At 55.6% G+C, this 19830-nt stretch carries 16 protein-coding genes; 6 read left to right on the plus strand and 10 right to left on the minus strand.

The window, feature by feature from the left end; translation table 11 throughout:
* Positions 1-25: 25 nt before the first annotated feature.
* Both SH573x_RS24970 and SH573x_RS24975 read right to left on the minus strand, forming a co-directional pair.
* The gene (locus SH573x_RS24970) at positions 26-1333 is read right to left on the minus strand and encodes a DUF1501 domain-containing protein (protein WP_479350756.1); all 1308 of its coding nucleotides are present in this window, start codon (positions 1331-1333) and stop codon (positions 26-28) included.
* A 2-nt stretch (positions 1334-1335) separates the two neighbouring features.
* Positions 1336-2715, minus strand: a complete 1380-nt coding sequence (locus tag SH573x_RS24975; protein WP_479350758.1) for a DUF1800 domain-containing protein — start codon at positions 2713-2715, stop codon at positions 1336-1338.
* 206 nt (positions 2716-2921) lie between these two features.
* Here SH573x_RS24975 and SH573x_RS24980 point away from each other — a divergent pair, with 206 nt between their 5' ends.
* Complete coding sequence (locus SH573x_RS24980; RefSeq protein ID WP_479350760.1) at positions 2922-3539, plus strand: hypothetical protein; 618 nt, start codon at positions 2922-2924, stop codon at positions 3537-3539.
* Between the two features lie 1189 nt (positions 3540-4728).
* On the opposite strand, the gene SH573x_RS24985 is transcribed toward SH573x_RS24980, so the two are convergent.
* The 4 genes from SH573x_RS24985 to SH573x_RS25000 are packed head-to-tail and all read right to left on the minus strand — an operon-like array spanning position 4729 to position 8588.
* Positions 4729-5643 carry a peroxiredoxin family protein gene (locus tag SH573x_RS24985; RefSeq protein ID WP_479350762.1) on the minus strand — a complete coding sequence of 305 codons (915 nt, stop codon included), beginning with the start codon at positions 5641-5643 and terminating at the stop codon, positions 4729-4731.
* A gap of 13 nt (positions 5644-5656) precedes the next feature.
* Positions 5657-6922, minus strand: coding sequence for a PQQ-binding-like beta-propeller repeat protein (locus SH573x_RS24990; RefSeq protein WP_479350763.1), 1266 nt, complete (start codon positions 6920-6922; stop codon positions 5657-5659).
* Between the two features lie 56 nt (positions 6923-6978).
* Positions 6979-7545, minus strand: a complete 567-nt coding sequence (locus SH573x_RS24995) for a DUF447 domain-containing protein (protein ID WP_479350764.1) — start codon at positions 7543-7545, stop codon at positions 6979-6981.
* Between the two features lie 44 nt (positions 7546-7589).
* A complete protein-coding gene (locus tag SH573x_RS25000) occupies positions 7590-8588 on the minus strand; it encodes a hypothetical protein (protein WP_479350765.1) in 999 nt (332 codons plus the stop codon).
* A 249-nt stretch (positions 8589-8837) separates the two neighbouring features.
* On the opposite strand from SH573x_RS25000, the gene SH573x_RS25005 reads away from it, so the two are divergent.
* Together SH573x_RS25005 and SH573x_RS25010 are read left to right on the plus strand one after the other, a co-directional pair.
* Positions 8838-9446, plus strand: a complete 609-nt coding sequence (locus tag SH573x_RS25005; protein ID WP_479350767.1) for a DUF4254 domain-containing protein — start codon at positions 8838-8840, stop codon at positions 9444-9446.
* Between the two features lie 11 nt (positions 9447-9457).
* Positions 9458-9910 carry a thiol-disulfide oxidoreductase DCC family protein gene (locus SH573x_RS25010; RefSeq protein WP_479350768.1) on the plus strand — a complete coding sequence of 151 codons (453 nt, stop codon included), beginning with the start codon at positions 9458-9460 and terminating at the stop codon, positions 9908-9910.
* 241 nt (positions 9911-10151) lie between these two features.
* Here SH573x_RS25010 and SH573x_RS25015 read toward each other — a convergent pair whose 3' ends face one another.
* Entirely contained in the window at positions 10152-10607 is a 456-nt protein-coding gene (locus SH573x_RS25015; protein ID WP_479350769.1) for a flagellar protein FliS, read from the minus strand.
* Positions 10608-10778: 171 nt separating this feature from the next.
* On the opposite strand from SH573x_RS25015, the gene SH573x_RS25020 reads away from it, so the two are divergent.
* Positions 10779-11573, plus strand: coding sequence for a TrmH family RNA methyltransferase (locus SH573x_RS25020; RefSeq protein WP_479350771.1), 795 nt, complete (start codon positions 10779-10781; stop codon positions 11571-11573).
* Positions 11574-11704: 131 nt separating this feature from the next.
* Entirely contained in the window at positions 11705-13663 is a 1959-nt protein-coding gene (locus tag SH573x_RS25025; protein ID WP_479350773.1) for a hypothetical protein, read from the plus strand.
* Positions 13664-13794: 131 nt separating this feature from the next.
* On the opposite strand, the gene SH573x_RS25030 is transcribed toward SH573x_RS25025, so the two are convergent.
* The 3 genes from SH573x_RS25030 to SH573x_RS25040 all read right to left on the minus strand — a co-directional run bounded on the left by SH573x_RS25030 (position 13795) and on the right by SH573x_RS25040 (position 18826).
* Positions 13795-14034: a BON domain-containing protein gene (locus SH573x_RS25030; RefSeq protein ID WP_479350775.1), complete on the minus strand. Its 240-nt coding sequence runs from the start codon at positions 14032-14034 to the stop codon at positions 13795-13797.
* 307 nt (positions 14035-14341) lie between these two features.
* The gene (locus SH573x_RS25035; RefSeq protein ID WP_479350777.1) at positions 14342-15667 is read right to left on the minus strand and encodes a M48 family metalloprotease; all 1326 of its coding nucleotides are present in this window, start codon (positions 15665-15667) and stop codon (positions 14342-14344) included.
* A 168-nt stretch (positions 15668-15835) separates the two neighbouring features.
* Positions 15836-18826 carry a hypothetical protein gene (locus SH573x_RS25040; RefSeq protein WP_479350779.1) on the minus strand — a complete coding sequence of 997 codons (2991 nt, stop codon included), beginning with the start codon at positions 18824-18826 and terminating at the stop codon, positions 15836-15838.
* 114 nt (positions 18827-18940) lie between these two features.
* On the opposite strand from SH573x_RS25040, the gene SH573x_RS25045 reads away from it, so the two are divergent.
* Positions 18941-19792, plus strand: a complete 852-nt coding sequence (locus tag SH573x_RS25045; RefSeq protein ID WP_479350780.1) for an endonuclease/exonuclease/phosphatase family protein — start codon at positions 18941-18943, stop codon at positions 19790-19792.
* Positions 19793-19830: the final 38 nt, after the last annotated feature.

The raw sequence follows: 19830 nt of genomic DNA on the forward strand, positions 1-19830 counted from the left end.
GAATGCTCTGACTTCAAACCTTCTATCAGATCAAATCTAACGTCGTAAACTTTTCGCCCAATACCTGCTGGCTGTCAATTCCGCCGGCGAACCACTTTTCGATGATGGTCGCGTACACGCTGCGAAAGTCGGTATGAAACTTTAGATCGCCATCATCCAGATCGGTCAGGCTGGGCAATGCTCCATGCACAGGTTGTTTCAGTTTGGGACCAGATAGAAATACAGGGGCGGCAGCGCCGTGGTCGGTGCCTTCGCTGGCGTTTTCGGCTACGCGTCGACCAAACTCGCTGAAGGTCATCACCAAGACGCGATCGGCCTGTCCCGCTTGCTGGATGCGAGCATGGAACGCGCTGAGCGCCTCGGACCATTGACGCAGCAGACCGACATGCGCGGCAGCTTGCTGAGCGTGCGTATCGAAGCCGTCGAGCGTCACGTAGTAGATCCGAGTTGGCAAATCGCTGGCGATGAGCTGCGAGACGACCTGCAGCTTCTCACCCAACTGCGTCTTGGGGAACAGCGCATCATCGGCCGCACCGCGCGTGGCTTGCTCCAACCGCTGACTAGCATCAAGCGCCGTTTGCGAACTGGACTGCACAAAGTTGAGCAGATCGCTGGCAACTGCCTCGACACTGGTTTCAGCGATAGCACTGGCCTCCGCGATAGCAGTATCTTTGGCACTAGCGCCGGCAGACTGTGACCCAGCGGCGGCGTCGACGAGGTCGCGCACGGCTTGTTTAAGTGAGTCTCGATCGCCCAGTTTAAGTCGAAATTGTTCCAGCGATGCAATCGAAGGCACCGTGGCATCGCGACTGACCAGCGCTAAGGGTTGTTGCTCTTGGCCCAGATGCAAGGCCAGCGATTCGAGTGAGAAGTCGGCCTGAGCCTCATGCAGACTACTCAAGTAGCGGCCTATCCAGCCATACCCTGCGCGATTGGTTTTGCGCTGGCAGGTATGCCAAATATCCATCGATTCAAAGTGCGAGCGATTGGGCTGCGGATACCCAACCCCTTGCACGATGCTCAGACGATTGTCGCTGAGTTGTGTTTCGAGCGACTTGAGCGCCGGACATAGTCCCAGCGAATCGTTAAGCTTGATGATCGAATCGGCCGCGATAGCCAGCTTAGGTCGCGCTCGGTAGTAGGCCTCATCTTTGAAGGGCACGACAGTATTCAAACCGTCATTGCCACCGGAGAGTTGAATAACGACCAGGATTCGCTCTTGGCCGCTGGCCTGGCTGGCCAGCAGTTGCAGCCAGGGCTGAGGAGAAAATGTAGCCATGGCTACACTTGTGGTACCGATCAGCGTTTTTTGCAAAAACTCGCGACGTGTCATGATTACATCAGTTGCATTTCGGGCAGCGAAGCTGCCAGGACCAAACAATCCGCCACTCGTTCCATACCACCTGCTTGATTCATCAGCGTGCTCAATCGCTGGCGACTAGCAGACTTCACGGGCACCGCCAACAAATTCTCATCGACCCAATCGACTAGCGCATCGACCGACTTGATACGTTGCTGGTTAAAAAAATCAGTGATCGAGCCACCGCCAAAACGCGTGGCTTCATCGTGTACCAGTTGGCTGATCAAATTGGTTCGGCCCACCAGCGTCGATGAATTAATCCAAGCACGTCCGCCATCCCATCCCTTGACGTTGGGCGGGTAAAAGACCGCTTGACCAAGTTCGGTTAGCGATTGGCTGACCTTGATGAGATTGGTAGTCAGCTGGCAAGCTTTCATCCAGTTGATCGCCCAATCGATGGGTGAACGAATCTTGCGCCCAACGATAACCGGTGCGAACATCAACTGGCTGCCCAACATCATGCGCATCGTACCGGCCAGTTGCATTTTGTCTTGTCTTAACCGATCCGCCAGTGGTTCGATCAATTGCGGCGGCGCCGAGGGCTCGTCGGCGACAAAGAAACGAAACAGTTTCGCCGCCAGGAAACGAGCAGCGTGAGGGTCGGCCACGACAATATCGACCGCTTGTTCACCCGATTGAACCTGCATGTGGCCCAAGAGAGTTTTCAGGCCCTCGTCATGTTGAAAGCGATTGAATCGAAATTGATTGCGGCGCACTTCCCAACCGGTGAAACAGCGCGCCAGCTCTTGCACATCTTTCTCGCTGTAATTGCCTTCACCCAGGCAAAATAGTTCCATCAGTTCGCGTGCAAAGTTCTCATTGGGATGCGCCTTGCGATTGACTGCGCTGTCGAGGTAGATCAGCATGGCCGCATCTTTGGCAATGGCTTGCACTAGCTGTGTGATGTCGCCCAGAGCGTACTTGCGCAGCAAGCGATTCTGCGCGTACATGATCTGCGTCTCTTTGACCTTTTCGGCCCCGGTTGCAAAATGCCCGTGCCAGAAGAGTGTCAACTTTTCCAGCAGCGGAGTGGGCGATTGCAACATCGCATGCAACCACCAGTGCGCCAGCGACTTGGCTTCACCGCCGGCCAGCGCACTTTGAGCCAATTGGCTGGACGATTTTTCGAAGGCCACATCTTGATGATTTGTATCCAGCAACCTGTTTAGTGCATCGTCAAAGGTTGACTGGGCAGCCTGGCGAATCGTTTCAGCCTCGGCTCCAAAGGCGGCCCGGCGGTAGAGATGAGCGGCTCGACGAGCGTTCCAGGGCTCAGTGGCCGATGGTTGCCAGGGAGCCCAAGCCCAAGCCGGATCGACTGCATCAAACGGATTAGCAGCGTGCATCGATTGCATAACAAACTCGCAGGCGGGGTGAAGAGGCCCCCCTCAGTATAACACGATCGTCTCCACCGTCTCCTTTTGCTCCGCAAAAGGAACCCTGCCGTCTCCTTCTGCTCCGCAAAAGGAACCCTGCCGTTCGCGGAGCGAACGGAGACAATAGGGGGCTACTTCGAGTTATAGTATCGATCTCCACACTTGTCACCTGGAAGCGATGACTCATGGCCAAACCACTTGTATTCAAATTCAACGGCGCCGATGTGGCTTTCGAGATGAACAAAGTCGACCGCGCCAAGCTGTATGGCTATAAAGATTTGGAACTGATCGACGAGCATGGGCAGAAGTGCGAAATGGCTACGCTGGCCGAAGATGGTCACACCATCATCGGCAAAGGCGGCACAGGTTTGGGCTACTTGTCAGCCGACGGCCGCTGGTGTGAAAAATCCGATTTGCAACCGGTCGACTTGAGTGGCCAGCCCATCGAACCGGTTCCTTCCTCGTTCACCGCGCCGATCGAACTGGGGCCCCCGACCAGCGTTGACGATTACCTGGAACATTCGATCCGCGGTATCTATGCCATGGAGACCAGCACGCTTGATAGTCAACTGGTCCAGTCACTGCGCGACGGAGCGATCTACAAGTTCGATTACAGTTACCGCGGAGGACTGGAAGCCGACGTGGCTTTCCTGCTGTGCAATGACGCGGGTGATGTGTTCATGGCCGTCGGCAGCGCTACCGCCATCGACTTCATCGGCCTGCAACAAGTCGCGGCCACCGTCGACGAAGAAGCCACTGAAGACGTTGCCGAAGGCGATGACATGGACTTCAGCATGATATGATCTCGTTTACCAGGCGAGGTGTCCTCGTTTAACCCGTAGCCGACAGGCGAGGTGAACCCTCTAACCAATCTCTGCGTTTACCTGAACGACGGTTTGCTCAAGAGAGTAACTTACGGCTGCCATCTCCACTCCTTCGGTCCCCTTGCCTGCGGCCACGGGTTAAACGATGTAGCCGCCAGGCGAGGCGAACCCGCTAACCAAGCGTTGCGTTTACCTGAGCGACGGTTTGCTCAAGAGAGTAACTTACGGCTGCCATCTCCACTCCTTCGGTCCCCTTGCCTGCGGCCACGGGTTAAACGATGTAGCCGCCAGGCGAGGTGAACCCGCTAACCAATCTCTGCGTTTACCTGAGCGACGGTTTGCTCAAGAGAGTAACTTACGGCTGCCATCTCCACTCCTTCGGTCCCCTTGCCTGCGGCCACGGGTTAAACGATGTAGCCGCCAGGCGAGGTGAACCCTCTAACCAACGCTGCGTTTACCTGAGCGACTCGTTTAACCCGTAGCCGCCAGGCGAGGTGCACCCTCTAACCATCGCTGCGTTTACCTGAGCGTCTGCGTGCTTAAGACAGAGATTCGCCACGGCACGTGAACTCCTTCGTTTGCCTAACCTGCGGCTACGGGTTAAACGATTTGCCGCCAGGCGAGGTGAACCCTCTAACCATCGCTGCGTTTACCTGAGCGTCTACGTGCTTAAGACAGAGATTCGCCACGGCACGTGAACTCCTTCGGTCGCCTAGCCTGCGGCTACGGGTTAAACGATTTGCCGCCAGGCGAGGTGCACCCTCTAACCCAACGCTGCGTTTACCTGAGCATCTGCGTGCTTAAGACAGAGACTCGCCACGGCACGTGAACTCCTTCGGTCCCCTTGCCTGCGGCTACGGGTTAAACGATTTGCCGCCAGGCGAGGTGCACCCCCTAACCCAACGCTGCGTTTACCTGAGCGTCTACGTGCTTAAGACAGAGACTCGCCACGGCACGTGAACTCCTTCGGTCGCCTTGCCTGCGGCTACGGGTTAAACGATGTAGCCGCCAGGTGAGGTGAACCCTCTAACCAATCTCTGCGTTTACCTGAGCGGCTGCGTGCTCAACGTAATCACCTAGCCATGCGAGCACAATCGCTGCGGTCCCCTAGCCTGCGGCCACGGGTTAAACGATGTAGCCGACAGGCGAGGTGAACCTGCTAACCAAGTCAGCGGTTACCTGGGGCTTGCCTGCCGCTTAGAGCGCGTTGCAGAAGTGCCACGACTGTGGTCGGGACGAGCATACAGCCAATGAGGATGTACCACTTGGCGGACATGATGCTGATGACCAGCCAGTTCAACAGTTGCCAAGGTAATTGACCGAGGCGCTCACCAAGACTGGGTTTCACGCCAAGGGCTTTGGCAACCGCAGTGGACACATCATAACCGCGGAGGTCTCTGGCTATCAGTCGCCCTTCTTTGTCGGCCAGCATCATACAAGGAATGCCGTCGACTTGATAACGCACGCCGTTGGGATTGGCAAAACCCTGCTGTTGTTCGTCGGCAAAAAAGATTTGCGGCCAGGGCATCTGCTGCTCTTGCACGAAGTCTGCCAGGGCGCCGCGATCCTGGTCAAAGCTGACTCCCACGATTTCAAGCCCTTGATCATGGTAACGCCCGTATACATCTTTGACGTTCGGCAACTCGGCAACACACGGTCCGCACCAGGTGGCCCAAAAGTCGATCAACGTAACTTTGCCGCGATATTGCTCAAGTGAGAATTGTTGACCATCAAGCGTGGGTCCGGTAATTTCCAGAACTTCACCTGGTTGAGTTTGTTTCATGGCTGGACTGGCCGTCAACCCTTGCTGGGTAACATAGCCGGCCAAGACCATCCCGACCAATGCACCCATACTGGCCCAGTCTAAACCGATCGGTTTACCGTCGGCGCCAGTCGGTTGCAGCCCGCGGGCTACTGCGCCGACCAGTCCAATCGCAATGCCCATTAGCGAAAGCCGCTTTAGGACCATCCAACCAAGATCGGGACTCTTCTGCCATTCAAAGGCAGCCAGTATCACCGCAATGACTACCAACGATAACGTCAGCAATAGCCCAACCCTGAGCGCCGGATGTAATCGCTTCATCGTCGTCATTTCCCTATTTCGTTATGCGAAACATGGCCGACTTGGTGCGAATCAACAAGTCATGATCGACCACGGCCATCGAGGCCAGGGTGCGTTCTTCCAACTGATTCTTGGCAACCACTTGATACTCGCGCTCCGCTTTCACAATGGTAGTGACACCTTCTTCGCTCAGTAGATACAGGTCGTCACCCACCAGCAGTGGCGAAGCTGAAAAGTTTCCGCCGATGCGTTTCTTCCATACTTCGATCCCCGTGGCGGCGTCCAAGCAAGACGCGATACCTTTGTCGTCGACCATAAACAACAAACCGTTGCGAGTGATCAGGCTGGGCGTATGCGGCACGGCAGTCTTGGTTTGCCAGGCAACATGTGTATCGGTAACGTCGCCTTGACCTCCGGGTTTAATCGCCAGCAGCATGGGGCTATCGTAGCCCGTACAGACCATGATCAATCCAGCGGCCACGATCGGTCGCGGTATCACGCTGTAGCCTTCATAACGCACGCGCCACACTTCGTCACCGGTCTTGGTGTCGAGAGCTTGCACGACGTTGGATCCAGGCAGCACAACCACGTTGCGCGTGCCTTCCTTCATTACCAGCGGCGTGCAGAACGAGAACTTTTTGCTGGCTTCGACTTCGCGAGTTTTTTGCCACGCCACTTTGCCGGTAGCGGCGTCCAGCGCGATAACCTTGGCTTGATCGGCGCCATCTTGAGAGAAGATCAGCAGTCCATCAACCAATGCCGGCGAACCACCGTTGCCGTGTACGGGCGGATATTCCAGTTGGTCATTGCTCCACAGGACTTTACCATCGAGCGATGTACAGGCTGTGCCGGCATGTCCGAAATGCACATACACGCGATCGCCATCGATGATGGGTGTAGGACTGGCGTGGCTATTCTTGGAGTGAATGCGCGGCGCGTTGGCTGGTTGGATGAACAGAGTGACACGCTCGCGCAGAGCGCCGCTGTCGGCATCGATAATCAGCAAGGCCAGGTCGCGCTCGGTCTCAGCCTCGCTGGTCTTGGGGATAGCGGAAGTCACGTAGATGCGTTTGCCCAACACGACAGGACTGGACCAACCTTCGCCCGGTATCTCACTGCGCCACTTGACCTTCTCCTTGGCGGACCAGGTCGTGGGCAAGTCACCGACGCGACTTTCGCCGTCACCGGCTGTGCCGCGAAACTGCAACCAGTCGTCAGCCTGCAAGCGAGCAGCGACGCTGATGCTCAGCATGGTCGACCAAAACATTATTAAAGCGAACCGGCGCGGGGCAACGGTCATGGCAAGATCCGAGAGTGAAGGCCTACAAACGGGAAGGGCCTTCATGATACACCAGCTTAGCGGTGGCTGACACTCAGCCAGTCTTGGACCAGCCGCCAGGCCTCCAGCTCGCGCGGGCCGGCCGTCTTTTCGATCGGTGACTTCAGGGCCAAGAGCTGCTGGCGAATTTCCTCGGCCGGCAAGATCGAGGCGCGAGAAATCAGAATGGCCGCTTCCAGCAAAGCGTGTTTGGCTCGATTCCAACCCCAAAATGGTCGCAGCACGGCTTGCGCGATCGGCCGAGCGCGTGCCTCGCTGCGCGCCTGCTCGGTACTCCAGGCATCGATGTGCAACTGATACCAGCCGCAAGCCTGGCGAATGATCCAGCACTCGTCATCCAACTGCTCAAAGGCAAGATCGGTGGGCTGGCCGAGCACCAGTTGAATCACAGGCAAAGGGTCGTCGATGACATGGAATACGCAGGTGCGATGCGCTTGCAGCAAGCTGAAAATGCGCGACGATTGAAACGGACGCAACGTCCACTCGGTCAGTTCGGGATTGACCACCGGCCCCAGCGCCGCCACATGCGGTCGACCGACCGCCGGGTTTTCTTGAGCACAGGTGATCAAACCTTCAATGATCATCAATACTAGGCTTCAGGCTTCAGGCTTCAGGCTTCAGGTTTGGCTTAGCGGACGCGAACTGGCGAGCCGCCTTGGACGCGGGCAGTGCGAGGTGATTCACCAATGTAGACTTTGGGGTCGTCCACGATCCAAGCGGTCGACCAGGTTCGACCATCATCCCCGTTGACCACATTATAGAAGAACGTGCGGAAGCGTTCACAGCGATATCCGTAGGGATACTGCGAAGTGATGTAATCGCTCTCCGTTAGTTCTTCCACGCCGGGCCGAGCATAGTAGTGCACCATGCCATCGGGAGTAAAAGACAGTCCGAGCGTCCACCAACCAGTCTGCGTGATTTGGGGCCCCTTGAAGTCGCCTCCGCCGCGGTTGGCTCGCACGCGAAAGTAGGCGTAATCGTCCGGCTTACCCGTTTGATGTTTGCTATCGAGCACGATAAACAGACCGGGCCAGTAGACTTCATTCTCTTCTTGTTTGGAGGAGAACAGGAAAACTTGCTTGTCGCTCATCTTGGTCGTTTCCACTGCGGCGCGAAACGCAAATTGGGGACCAGAACGTCGCTCCCATTCGGCGATCGGTGGCAGAAACACTCGCGTGGTTACGCTAGGAGTTTTGGAAACGGCGATCGGACCGCCGATGCGATACTGCACATTGGCGATGAAGTCTTCTTGATGCATCTGACGGCTGGGTTTGTTGGGAATCCCCGTGAACAGCGATTGCATCAACATGGCACCTTGGCTGCCTGGCAGCCCGCCATCGGGTGTAGGCACGCGCTTGACCACGTCAGGTTGTCCGCGTTTGATACCTTCATACCAACGACCGTTGGTCGATTTGCCCAGCGGATTGTTCTGAGCTTCGTTAATGTCTTCGGTGCTCTTCGGGTTGTTATAGATATAGCCCCATTTGGGGTCTTCGAAGTCGTCACCAACTTGAGTCAGCTCGACGCCCGAGCCCGGAACGACAGGCCGCTGAGCATTTGAAACCGATTGCCAAGAGAACACGCTGAGGCCAAACACGGCGACCTGAACGAAATTGCGGATACGCATGGCGGAAATCCTTTTCCACGAAGAGATAAGCCTTCCCTTGTATCGACCGTCAACAACCGCAAATTTGGCAAATTCACTTGCCCTTTTTGCGCCAGCCCTCAAGGTCAATGCAACCTGCGCGTCTTAGCATTTTCCACTTGTATTGTGCGTGCGGGAAGATTTAGGATAGATATGGATTGATCGCACTTGGGTGGAACAACCACCAGAGTAGTGCCCAGGAGCCAGACGACTTTTTAGGAGGAAACCGCGATGGTCGACGTTGATGAAATCATGAAACTGCACGCTGTGACTGTCGTGGAATGGCATCAGCAGCCTATCGTCAATGGTTACGAAGGCTTTCTGGGACTGGTCTGCCAACAACACATTTTCAATTTCGAACTGTGGCACCAAGAAGATATCGCGCGCAGCCCCGAAGTCAGCGATGCCGAAATCGCGCAAGTCAAGCGGCGCATCGACCGCTTCAACCAACAACGCAACGATGCCATCGAAAAACTGGACGATGCGTTCACGGAAATGGTCCGCCAATCGCAAGTGGTCTTAAAACCCGGCGCTAGACAGAACACGGAAACGCCTGGGAGCTCCATCGATCGCTTGAGCATCATGGCCCTGCGCTTGTTTCATTACGAAGAGCAGATCGAACGTTCGGATGTCGACGTTGCCCACCTGGATAAAGTCGGTGCCCGCATTCAGATGTGCCGCGAACAGCAACGCGATCTGTCGCAAGGATTGCGTGAATTGCTGACTGATATCTTCGCAGGCGAAAAACGACATAAGACGTATCGCCAGATGAAGATGTATAATGATGCTACGCTGAACCCGTACTTGTACAAACCTAAAGCCACGGCCGGCGTCCCCTAACGGAAGCCAATGTGCTCAAAAAAGCCGACAAAACGAACGCCAACAGCCTGCCCGATCCCGACCAGTTTCCGGGCAGGAACGTCGTTATTTGGGATGGCCAGTGCAACTTTTGCCGGGGTCAGGTCGGCAACCTCTATAGACTCGATTGGACTGGCAAGCTTGCCTTTATCAGCTTGCATGACCCGCGCGTCGCGGAGCGATATCCACAGCTGACGCCCGATCAACTGATGGAGCAGATGTGGCTGATAACGCCTGAGGGTCAGCAATTGGGTGGAGCCGATGCGGTTGGCTACTTGAGCCTCAAGATGCCCACGTTATGGCTCCTGGCACCGATCATGCATTTCCCATTTTCCAAGCCGTTGTGGCGCAGCCTGTATCGCTGGATTGCCAATCGCCGCTATCGCATTGCCGGCAAGAACTGCGAGAGCGGAACTTGCAATTTGCATGTGCGCTCGCGCCGATAGCTCATGCTAGAAACATCTCTGAGAAGGCGGCAATCAACGCGGCTGCAGTCCAATGCTTGATTCCCGGTGTTTCATCAGCGAGAGGCAACACGGCTTGAGGGAAGACTGTCTCACGCAAAGGCGCCAAGGCGCAAAGAATTTGACGCAGGCATCTTCGCGCCTTTGCGTGAAATATGCGGTCTAGTCCGCTCCCCAAAACATGACTGTTGGCTTCGACATCGGGAACAGGACCGATTTCCAACTATGCATCGATGGAAAATGCACCGTCAGAGCCCGAGGCCAGCTCGAAAGTCGGAGCAATGTTTCCAGCGGCTGGAGACAGGGAGTGGCCGCCTGTCATTTTCTGCTGAACCATCATCCAGGTATCGGATTCGATTTCCAGCAGCGACAGGAGCTGGCTCAATTGCTCGGCATTGCGATCGCGTTCCGCTTCGGTCAGCAGTTTGATCATGAAGATGTACAGGTCGGTGACTCGTTTAGCCAGTTCATCGGTGCCGTGCACGCCTGCTAGCAATTCAGTCAGAACGTCGCGCAGCCAAATCGACCACTGGGCGGAATCCGAGCTCTTTTCCTGCCACAGTTGCTGGGTCACTCGGGTTAGTTGCACCGCTTTATTGATCAGCAGCCATCGCAGCTTGGCAGGCGAAGCGCTCAACACTTCTTGTTCCAAGTAGGGACTGATCGGCAGTTCATTCATAGCTTGGCTTCGATCAAATAAGTGATCATCGATTGGGAGAGTGCTCTCCTGTACAGCATTCAGTGTCGATTCAACCCACAGCAAAAATTGAGCAAAACGCGCTTAGGCGTTAGAGTCACCAGCCGCACTACTAGACACGCCCAGCCAGCCTGTGGCACACTACGCTGGACTATGAAACCGATCATCGAAAGCTTGCAGAATCCGCAAATTAAATGGGCCATACGTCTGCGAGACAGCCGTGCGCGTCGCAAGGCAGGACTGATTTTGATCGATGGGTCGCGGGAAATCGGCGTGGCCCAGCGCGCCGGCATCCACCTGGAGAAGATCTTTTCTCATGTGGAAGCTCTTTCGACTTGGCCAGAGGAACTCGTCCAGCCGGTCAGCGACAAGGTCTTTGAAAAACTGGGCTATGGCGACCGCGTCGATGCTGTGGCCGTCGCTCGCCCGCCAGAGTTGAGTCTGCAACGACTGACGGTGGCTTATCAGCCGCAATCCAATCCACTGTTTTTGATCTTGGACCGCGCGGAGAAGCCAGGGAACATCGGCGCGGTCGTGCGAACCGTGGCCACTGCTGGGGCCAGTGGATTGATCTTGATCGATCCGCAATGCGAAGTTTTCAATCCCAATGCAATTCGGGCTAGTCTCGGAACGATATTTTCTGTGCCCGTTGCCGTGGCTAGCTTGACTGAGCTGAGCGATTGGTTGGAACGGCAAGCTATTCGACTGGTGCGAGCCTGCGTGGATGCCAGCGAAACTATGTGGCTAGCTGACCTCTCAGGTCCGTTGGCCGTAGCCTTGGGTTCCGAGGCTTGGGGACTGGGACCAGAGTGGAATCGAGCCACTTGGCCTGCCATTCAAATTCCGATGGCACCCGCTGCCGATAGTCTAAATCTATCGGTCAGTGCGGCAGTTTTGTGCTACGAAGCCTTGCGGCAACGCTCACAAAACCACCCAAAAGTGGAATAAATTTAGTGAAACTGGGCTGATAATCAAGTGAAACTGGCTTTTCGCGGTTGTCGGCTGTGCGGTAAGATGATGCAACTTTTCCGGGCCAGAATCTGGTTCGCAGGGACGCGATTTTAACAAGGAGATTTTAGGTGGTCCGCACTCTTTTCACATATGTTGCTATCCTAGCGTGCGTCAGTACGCTACAGGCTGCGGCCCCTAAGCCCGCTTATGAGCTATTGCCGCAATCGACTCAAGCGGTCGTGTGGATGGCCGATTCGGAGATCTTAACCGAAGGCTGGAATCGCACTCAGCTTTCCAAGTTGGCCGATGATCCCTCGATCAAAGATTTTTGGCAGGATCAACAGGGTCAGATCGAAGAAAAGCTGACCAGCGCCGGTTGGAAATTGCATATTCAGCCGCGCGATCTTTCGGATGTTGTGGCCGGTCAAGTCGCCTTGGCCTGGATCGAACGCAAGGAAGTTGTGCGCAAGCCATACGCTTTGGTATTGATTGCCGATGTGATCGGCAAAGAAGATCAAACCAAGAACTTTCTGAAGAAGCTGGATGATCAGCTAAAAAAACGCGAATCGCAGCGGAACCAACTATCGCATGCTGGTATTGAGATCGTCCAGCACACCTTGCGTCCGGCCGGAGGTGAGATTCTACCACAGGAGACTTTCTATGCGGTCATCAACGAACAGTTGCTGGCCAGCGATGACCTGGTGACGCTTCAAGATCTCATCGATGCTTCGCAAGGTAAAGCAGCCGATGAAAAACTCAGCAGCGAACCAGTCTTCGTAGAAGCTCGCAAGCAACTAGCCGACCTGGGCGAAGGTCAACTGGAGTACTTCGCTCGTCCACTAGGATTTGCAAGAGTATTGCGAGCTATCAGTGGAAAGCGCAGCGGCAACAAAGCTGATGTGCTGGCAGTGTTGCAAGAGCAAGGTTTTGGTGCCCTGAAAGCCGTAGTGGGCGAAGTAAAACTCGGGTCCGATCAATTCGACATGATCCATCGTGGCTTTATCCTAGCTGATGGCAAACTAAAGGATCGGCCCAACTCGGTGCAAATCCTGGACTTCCCCAACGATGTACGCAGCGAACTACCTGGCTGGGTTTCCGATAAGGTCTCGTCGGTAGTGGCGGTCTGCTGGAATGCGAAAGAGGCGTTCTGGAAAGCCGAAGGCCTGGTCGATGCAATGGCCGGACAGAAAGATGTCTTCAAAGAGATCATCGATGGGATTCGCGTGGACCCCACGGGACCGCAGATTGATATCCGCAAAGAAGTCATGCCCCTGCTGACCAACGAAATCTATGCCATTAGCGACGCCAAGCTGCCGATCGATGTGGACTCCAAACGCAACCTGATCGCTCTACGACTGACCGACGCCAAGAAGATGAGCCAAATCTTGGATCGTGCCATGGAGCGCGAGCCCGACGCCAAAATGACCGAGAGCAATGGACAAAAGATTTGGAAAGTTCAACATGAGCCCGAAGAGGAAATGGACTTCGGCGACAGCTTCGAAGATTTGAAAGTAGAAAATGCCGGCGCCAATGGCAGCGACGGCAAAGATGAACCGCTATTGAGTAACTGGGCCATCACTGTCTTTGGTGAATATTTGCTGTTCGCCTCGCACGAAGAATTGATCGATGAAGCCATCCAGTTGGCCAAGTCGGGTAAGCCTTCGAAACTTGCCGAGCAAGAAGACTTCCGTCGCGTCGTCGATGCTTTCCAGAGCCAAGTCGAAGATGGTGGCATGTGCCTCTGGCGCATCAACCGCAGCGCTCTGGCCTACCGCGCCCAATACGAACTGTTCAAAGCTGGAAAACTGCAAGTTTCTAAAGGCATGTATGCAATGATCCTCGAGAATCTCGTCGATAGCAAATCCGAGATGCCACAAGAGCCCAAGAAACCGATCGTTGATGGGACCAAGTTGCCTGCTTTCGAAAAGATCAGCAAGTACTTGGAACCAAGCGGTGCTTACGTTCGCTCGTTGGATAACGGTTGGAGCTACGGATCGATGCTGCTAGCGAGAACCAAAGAAGCCACCGGAGGTGGCGCAGCCAACGCAGCCAACAAGCCAGTCCAAAATGCAGCCACGAATCGATAAGACCACTCATCCAATCTCTGGCGAGATCGGCTACGAGATCACTTCCGTAGCCGAAGTCGCCAGACTTTGGACGAATCAAGTTAGACTCATCCAATCTCTGGCGAGATCGGCTACTAGAGATGGGCCATAAACTACGAATCCTGGCCCCAGTGAACCTCAAGCAAGTTCACGATTCGCTCGACGCCGTCGAGCTTTCTCAGCAATTCTTGAGCTACCTGCTTGTGATAGAAGGTTTGCACTCGGCCTTGCAGCACAACCACGCCTTCCTCATTGGTGCCCATAACATCTTTGCCTAAGAAGTGTGGGCTACGTTTGAGAACGTGGTCGATACGAGTTTGCAGTTCAGTGGACGAAATTTGCGCAACGGGCACAAGGCACCTTTAGCGATGATGGTGAAGATCAGGGTGGGAAATTGGCGCAGAGTATGTGCGTTGGAACGTCACGCTTGCATTATCGAACGCCTACCACCTAAAACTTTGGAAACAAACTCAAGGCTAGCTCAAGAATCAGAGGCACCGAGCGAAGTGCAAGGCTTATTCCAACTTTAAGCCGTTGTTCACAAAGTTCACAAGATTGATACTGTCGATTAGCTTGACATTGGCCAAAATTACCCAAGAGCTATCTATGCTAACTCTCCATTGTGCTCAGCCCACGTTCACCGCCGGCAGGACAAATGCCCTACGAGGAGCCTGTCAAGCAATGCAAGCGCGTCTTTAACGAAGGGTGCAACCAGTATCGACTTTCAGGAGAGTGGTTAGGGTCATGGAGTGTAGTAAGCGCGCTGGCCAGCGCTTCGGCCGCGCGAGTTGGTCGACCATCGGTCCATGAACACAGGGCAGTGGCCTGCAGACAAGCAACGCAGTCCGCATCCAGTTCGCATCGCCGCGATATCCAACCCAACATCCAAGCCAAACCGGCGGCGATCGCCAGGACGCTCCATTGCTGTTCAAGCTGCCAGGCATGACCGGTAGTCCCGTTAATCGCGCCGGCTAGTCCTACACCCACTGCCAACAGCGGCACAATTCGCCACCAGCAATGTCCGCGCTTCAAGTGGGCCAGCTCATGCAGCATTAGCATGTCCAACTGCCGATCGCTTAAATTCGTTAGTAGTGCCTGTCCCACCCACAGCTGTCGAAAAAGGGGAGTCCAACCGACCAGCCCCGCGCCCCTCCAACTGCCGTCCGCTCCCACGACTAACAACTGCGGCTTGACCACATTTAACTGAGCGCAGAACTGCGTGAATCGAATGCTGTGCGGATCATCTATCGGCAGCGGTCGAGCGCCAATAGACCAGCGCATCCACAGTGGCGCTAAGGTCAGACACACCACTCCCAACCCAGACAAACTGATGCACAGTCGCATCCATTCCGATAGTGCGGGTGCAAGCCAAATCAGCAGATCGTTGATAGCCAATAACATCCACATAGGCATCGCGCACGTCAGCACCTGTCCCATCACGCCTAAACGCAGGCGTTGGAGCCACATCGATTGCAGGCTGGTGGTCGGTACCGAACTGATCCCTTCGGTTAGATTCTTGCGACGAAACCTGGCTTCGGTCACGAGCATGTCCTGGTCCAGTTCGGCCGAGCAATACTCAAGCGCGCTTAAGAAGACGAGGCTGGGCATAAACCACAGAGCAATCGTCCAACTGGGCACAGTTCCGCTGGCTTCCAAGCCCACCAAGGCGACAGTTACCTTACTGGCCGGCACGGCCAACGCATGCATCAAAATCCAGGCCCATTCCAAGCCACCGCGCAGCGAAGCAAATCGTCGCCCAGCGGCACTCCGTCCCACTACCTCGGCATGCAGCGCCGACAAGACTGCCAATAATTTGGCTGCGACGCAGAACAGTACGCAAACCGCAATCAGCGTATCTGGATAGACGGTACCACCCTCGGGCACAACGGCGGGCGGTACATCGACTTGAACCAACTGGGCATTCAGGGCTGCATGCCTCAGACCAATGATCGACATCACCAGAATGAAAGCGCGCAGAGTTACCATGGAGCAGGTCCCCGATTAAGCCAAGCGTACGAACTCGCTCAGCCTAACTACTGACTGGCCGCATTTCGAGAGTCAAAGTTACAGAGAAAATGAAGATGGACGCCGACCGCGTTGGATTGTGCCGGTAGCGGCGAGTTGGAAGTGGGGCGGCAGCGAAGCTCGCAGGCTTCAGAATTGTTTTTTCTTGGGCGCTTCCGCTGGCTTCTCACCACCCCCGAACAGTTTCAAGGGCAAACCGAACAAATCAAAGTTCATGGCAGGCAGGGATGAACCCTCCCCGGCAGCCTGCGCTTCGGGCGGCAGTGGCTGGCGCTGAACATCGATGGTGCCGACTACAGCCAGGCGATCCGTGAATTGCGTCAAGTGTAACTGAGCACCTCGAAACCACTTGAGCCACGGCGCGGTGTAACCGGCCGGCACCCCCAGCGACGCTGTCGATGAGGGCACTGCTGCCGACCAGGCAGAACTAACCCACCAGCCACGGTTCTTCTCAGCTGCTGCCCCTTCAGCGGTCGGTTTGAAAACAAACTGGCCACCCATAGGGCAATTCAGTTTGACATCCAAAACAGTTTCCGCTGCCGCGAGTGCTTCCGGTCCAGGCACTTTCAATTGCTGGATCATCGCGTCCAGTAAGGCCGCATTACCGTGCGAAGCTCGGGCGGCGCGATCGTACCATTGAGCGTTGACCCAACCACTTAAACGTGAACCTTCCAGGTTACGGATGGTCAGTCGAACCTGAGCCGAATCCTCCGCTTGAATGGGCGCGACAACCGCGCGCACGCTCTCGAGGATTAAGCGATTGAACGATAGTACGCTAAAGCCGCCTTGTTGCCAGCGATACAGTCCAATCAGCGAACGCGAAATACCGAACGCATCGGGACGTCCACCGCCCAGTCCCAGCGGCAGTTGATCGAGATAACCTGGTTGAGGATACGCGCCTAAATAGCCCGGCGTGGCCTTCAATGCACGAAATGTTTTTATCAGCCCCTTCATATCTTCTGGTTCGGGGGGCGTCATATCTTTAACACCTGCAAAGAGATGATAGGGTAGACGGGGTTGCGTTAACGGTGCAGTTCCATTCATCAACAGTTGCACAGCCGCAACATCGTCGGCTGGTGTAGCAATAGCTACAGGTGCTGGAGGGGCCAACATGTCGCCCACCCAATCGTATTTGTCTTTCGCAAATGGAGCGACATAAGCCTCCAGGCTGATGCGTTCCGACAGTTCATCACCCGTGCCTTTGAATCGCCGCAGACCGACCAACATCGGATCCATTTGTTGCCACTTCGATTGATAGAAGCTGGTCAAGCGTTGGATACGTTCCGCTTCGACCGCGCTGATCTGCTCGACTGGCACATCCACGATCGGCAAGAAACTGCCGCGTGCACCGCGCAGTGAATCGATCCACTTGTCGTCAGCTTTCAGCGTGCGCGCCCCGTCGGCGCGATGATCGAACCACTCGGGGAGCAGTCCGGCGGCGATCATGCCTTCGATCGTAGGTTCCACACCTTCGGCCCCAGCTGCCCGCGAGGCAACCTCAGCCAACTCAATGTGCGCTATCGCTTCCAGACGACGACGCAGTTCGATCTGGTAGGCCGGCTCGACCAGCCCGTGAAAGAACTCCGGTGAAAAGTATCCGAACACGCTATAGTTGTTCGCCTCTGGCATCCATTGACGCGCCCAGCGAAAGTTATCGAGCGAACCCAGCGAAGGCTCACCTTGAGCCACTTCTAAAAAGCGCTGAACCAGGTAGCGACTGGTCGTCAGCAGCACATGGTCGCCCGAGCTGACCAAGAACGAACGCACCGAATTGTCGGGTGTGCTCAAGAGTGAAACATCTTGGCCGGCGATCTTTATCGTTTGCACGCTGGCGCCAGGGACTTTGCCGATAGCCTGTTTGCGTTCGCTATCCAGCGACGACATCAGCAGACTACGGTTTTTGGTAGCAAACAACACGCCCAGCGAGGCCCCTTCCTTCATGTACAGGTCGCGTCCGATAATCGCCATGTCACTAATGATCTGATCACCAAACATTTTGGCCACGGCAGTCATGCGCGTATTGAGCATGCGTTCCATGCGCCGCGACGTCTCGTAGTTGAAACCACGCACCAACACAATCTGCGCCAAGTCTCCACCGCTGCGGGCCGAGAGATCTTGGAACCAGATGTAGTTACTAAACGAGCCGAAGCGCAAGTAAAAACACTCGGGTGGAACTAGCGAGGCTAACGATTCAACTTGGATTTCGGGTGGTACCGGGGGTAGTAACGTCGGCGCCCAAGTGATTGGCGGTGGCAGAGGCAAGCTGGCCGCCGCATCGCTGGTCGGTTGCATGAAAGTCTGTTGCAAGATCTCATCGCGCAGCGGTTCAATGCCTGACAGAAGCGCAAGCGTGCCCAGCGGTTCCACTAACTTTTTCGATTGAGATTGCTTGGCTTCATCTGGATCAGCACTGACCACTGGCCAAGGCAAGTTCAAGCGACGCGCCAGCATGTTCGCTAAGTAATCTTGAACCAGCAGCGGATGGTCACCCGTTCGACGCGCTCGTTCAATCTGCAGCGTATATATGCGCCACCATTGATTGAGAAACGCGGCATGCGATATCGGGGCGGCGCCTGGTGGCGAGAGCGGATCAAGTGTGGCGGGTACGTATTGATCAGGTTGGAGTTTGATCCGTCCCCGCACATCACCATCAATGTACAGTTCAAGCGTTTGCCCACCACGAAACAGAGCCATTACCGTGATGGCTACGGGCACGCGACGCGACTTCTCGCCACGAATGGCGGTGCGTACGCGATCGATCAATCCGCCCGGCCGAAATCGGCCCGGTGGTGGCGGGGGTGCGGCTTCCTTGACCTCGACCGTGCGAATACTCGTGGCCGGATAAAACACGCGATTCTCAGGGTCGCTGACTACAATCCGTAAGGAGTCCTCGGACAGTCCAGGCGGCACTGGAAATTCAACTGACAACACGCCGAAGGGCTGGCCACTAATGGCCAGGGCTGGCTGTAGCGGCGGACCAGCCAAACCAGGTACCGGTCCCTGGGCATTCAGGCGTGCCATTTGCAGTGAGCCAGCCAGCGCGACAGCCAAGCTCCAGGCGAGCACGACGCGCGGCAAGGCGGCAACTATGGAATGAGCGGACAATCCGTTATGCTTCATGGTTGGTACGCAGCGTTAAAGGTGTAAAGTGGCATAGGCTATCCGAGCCTGTGTCGTCACAGTGGCAAAGGCGGGCCGGACCTGAGTCATGCTTACCTTGGAATATACAGTAAAATGGTCCCTGCAAGTCTAATTCGCAGTTGGGGTTTGGTTGGCCTGGCCCTATTGATATCACCCTGCTGGCTCTGTCTCGCTCAAACGCCTCAGACAACTCCCGGTTCCGACGCTCCCGCAAATGCGACACCAAACGCCGTCGAGATCACGGTGCTGAGCTACAACATTCATCATGCCGAAGGGGTCGATGGCAGTTTAAACCTCGAGCGGATCGCCCGGGTTATCAACGAGAGCCATGCGGAGATCGTGGCTTTGCAAGAAGTCGATGTGAACGTCGAACGTTCTGAGAAAGTCGACCAGGCCACTGAACTGGCGCGCTTGACCGGCATGGCGCATATCTTTGGTGGTAACATCGAATTGCAGGGTGGCCGCTACGGCAACGCACTTTTAACGCGTGGCAAAGTCATCAAGTCGATCAATCATGCTTTGCCCAATGTCGAAGATGGCGAACAACGCGGCGTGATCGATGCGATGATCGAATTCAAAGGCCAAACCATTAGAGTACTGGCCACGCATTTCGATCATCGCCAGGATCCGCGCGAGCGATTGGAGTCCATCGAGATGATTAACAAATTTGTGCACGACAGTACGAATCAGCCCACGTTGCTGATGGGTGACCTGAATGCAGAGTTCAACAGCAACGTTCTGCGGCGAGCCGTCACTGTGTGGCGCATCGCCAACACAGAGACTCTACCGACGATCCCCGTCGACAAGCCCAGCAGGCAGATCGACTTTATCCTCTCCTGGCCGGCCAATCGTTGGAAGAGCCAAGACGTTCGAGTCATCGAAGAGGCGGTCGCCTCGGATCATCGCGCCATCTCTGCCAAGTTATCGTTAAGCCCACCCAAATAGCCCCGTAGCGGAAGCCGTCAAGGCTTTCGATGAATCAG

It is taken from the genome of Rania fehmarnensis, assembly GCF_056494185.1.

Bases quoted from the DNA above. Each gene is read 5' to 3' on its own strand.
- SH573x_RS24990 (WP_479350763.1), bottom strand. From the start codon at position 6,922: ATGACCGTTGCCCCGCGCCGGTTCGCTTTAATAATGTTTTGGTCGACC.
- SH573x_RS25045 (WP_479350780.1), top strand. From the start codon at position 18,941: ATGGTCCCTGCAAGTCTAATTCGCAGTTGGGGTTTGGTTGGCCTGGCC.
- SH573x_RS24970 (WP_479350756.1), bottom strand. From the start codon at position 1,333: ATGACACGTCGCGAGTTTTTGCAAAAAACGCTGATCGGTACCACAAGT.
- SH573x_RS24975 (WP_479350758.1), bottom strand. From the start codon at position 2,715: ATGCAATCGATGCACGCTGCTAATCCGTTTGATGCAGTCGATCCGGCT.
- SH573x_RS24995 (WP_479350764.1), bottom strand. From the start codon at position 7,545: ATGATCATTGAAGGTTTGATCACCTGTGCTCAAGAAAACCCGGCGGTC.
- SH573x_RS24980 (WP_479350760.1), top strand. From the start codon at position 2,922: ATGGCCAAACCACTTGTATTCAAATTCAACGGCGCCGATGTGGCTTTC.
- SH573x_RS25000 (WP_479350765.1), bottom strand. From the start codon at position 8,588: ATGCGTATCCGCAATTTCGTTCAGGTCGCCGTGTTTGGCCTCAGCGTG.
- SH573x_RS25035 (WP_479350777.1), bottom strand. From the start codon at position 15,667: ATGGTAACTCTGCGCGCTTTCATTCTGGTGATGTCGATCATTGGTCTG.
- SH573x_RS25040 (WP_479350779.1), bottom strand. From the start codon at position 18,826: ATGAAGCATAACGGATTGTCCGCTCATTCCATAGTTGCCGCCTTGCCG.
- SH573x_RS25020 (WP_479350771.1), top strand. From the start codon at position 10,779: ATGAAACCGATCATCGAAAGCTTGCAGAATCCGCAAATTAAATGGGCC.
- SH573x_RS25005 (WP_479350767.1), top strand. From the start codon at position 8,838: ATGGTCGACGTTGATGAAATCATGAAACTGCACGCTGTGACTGTCGTG.
- SH573x_RS25015 (WP_479350769.1), bottom strand. From the start codon at position 10,607: ATGAATGAACTGCCGATCAGTCCCTACTTGGAACAAGAAGTGTTGAGC.
- SH573x_RS24985 (WP_479350762.1), bottom strand. From the start codon at position 5,643: ATGAAGCGATTACATCCGGCGCTCAGGGTTGGGCTATTGCTGACGTTA.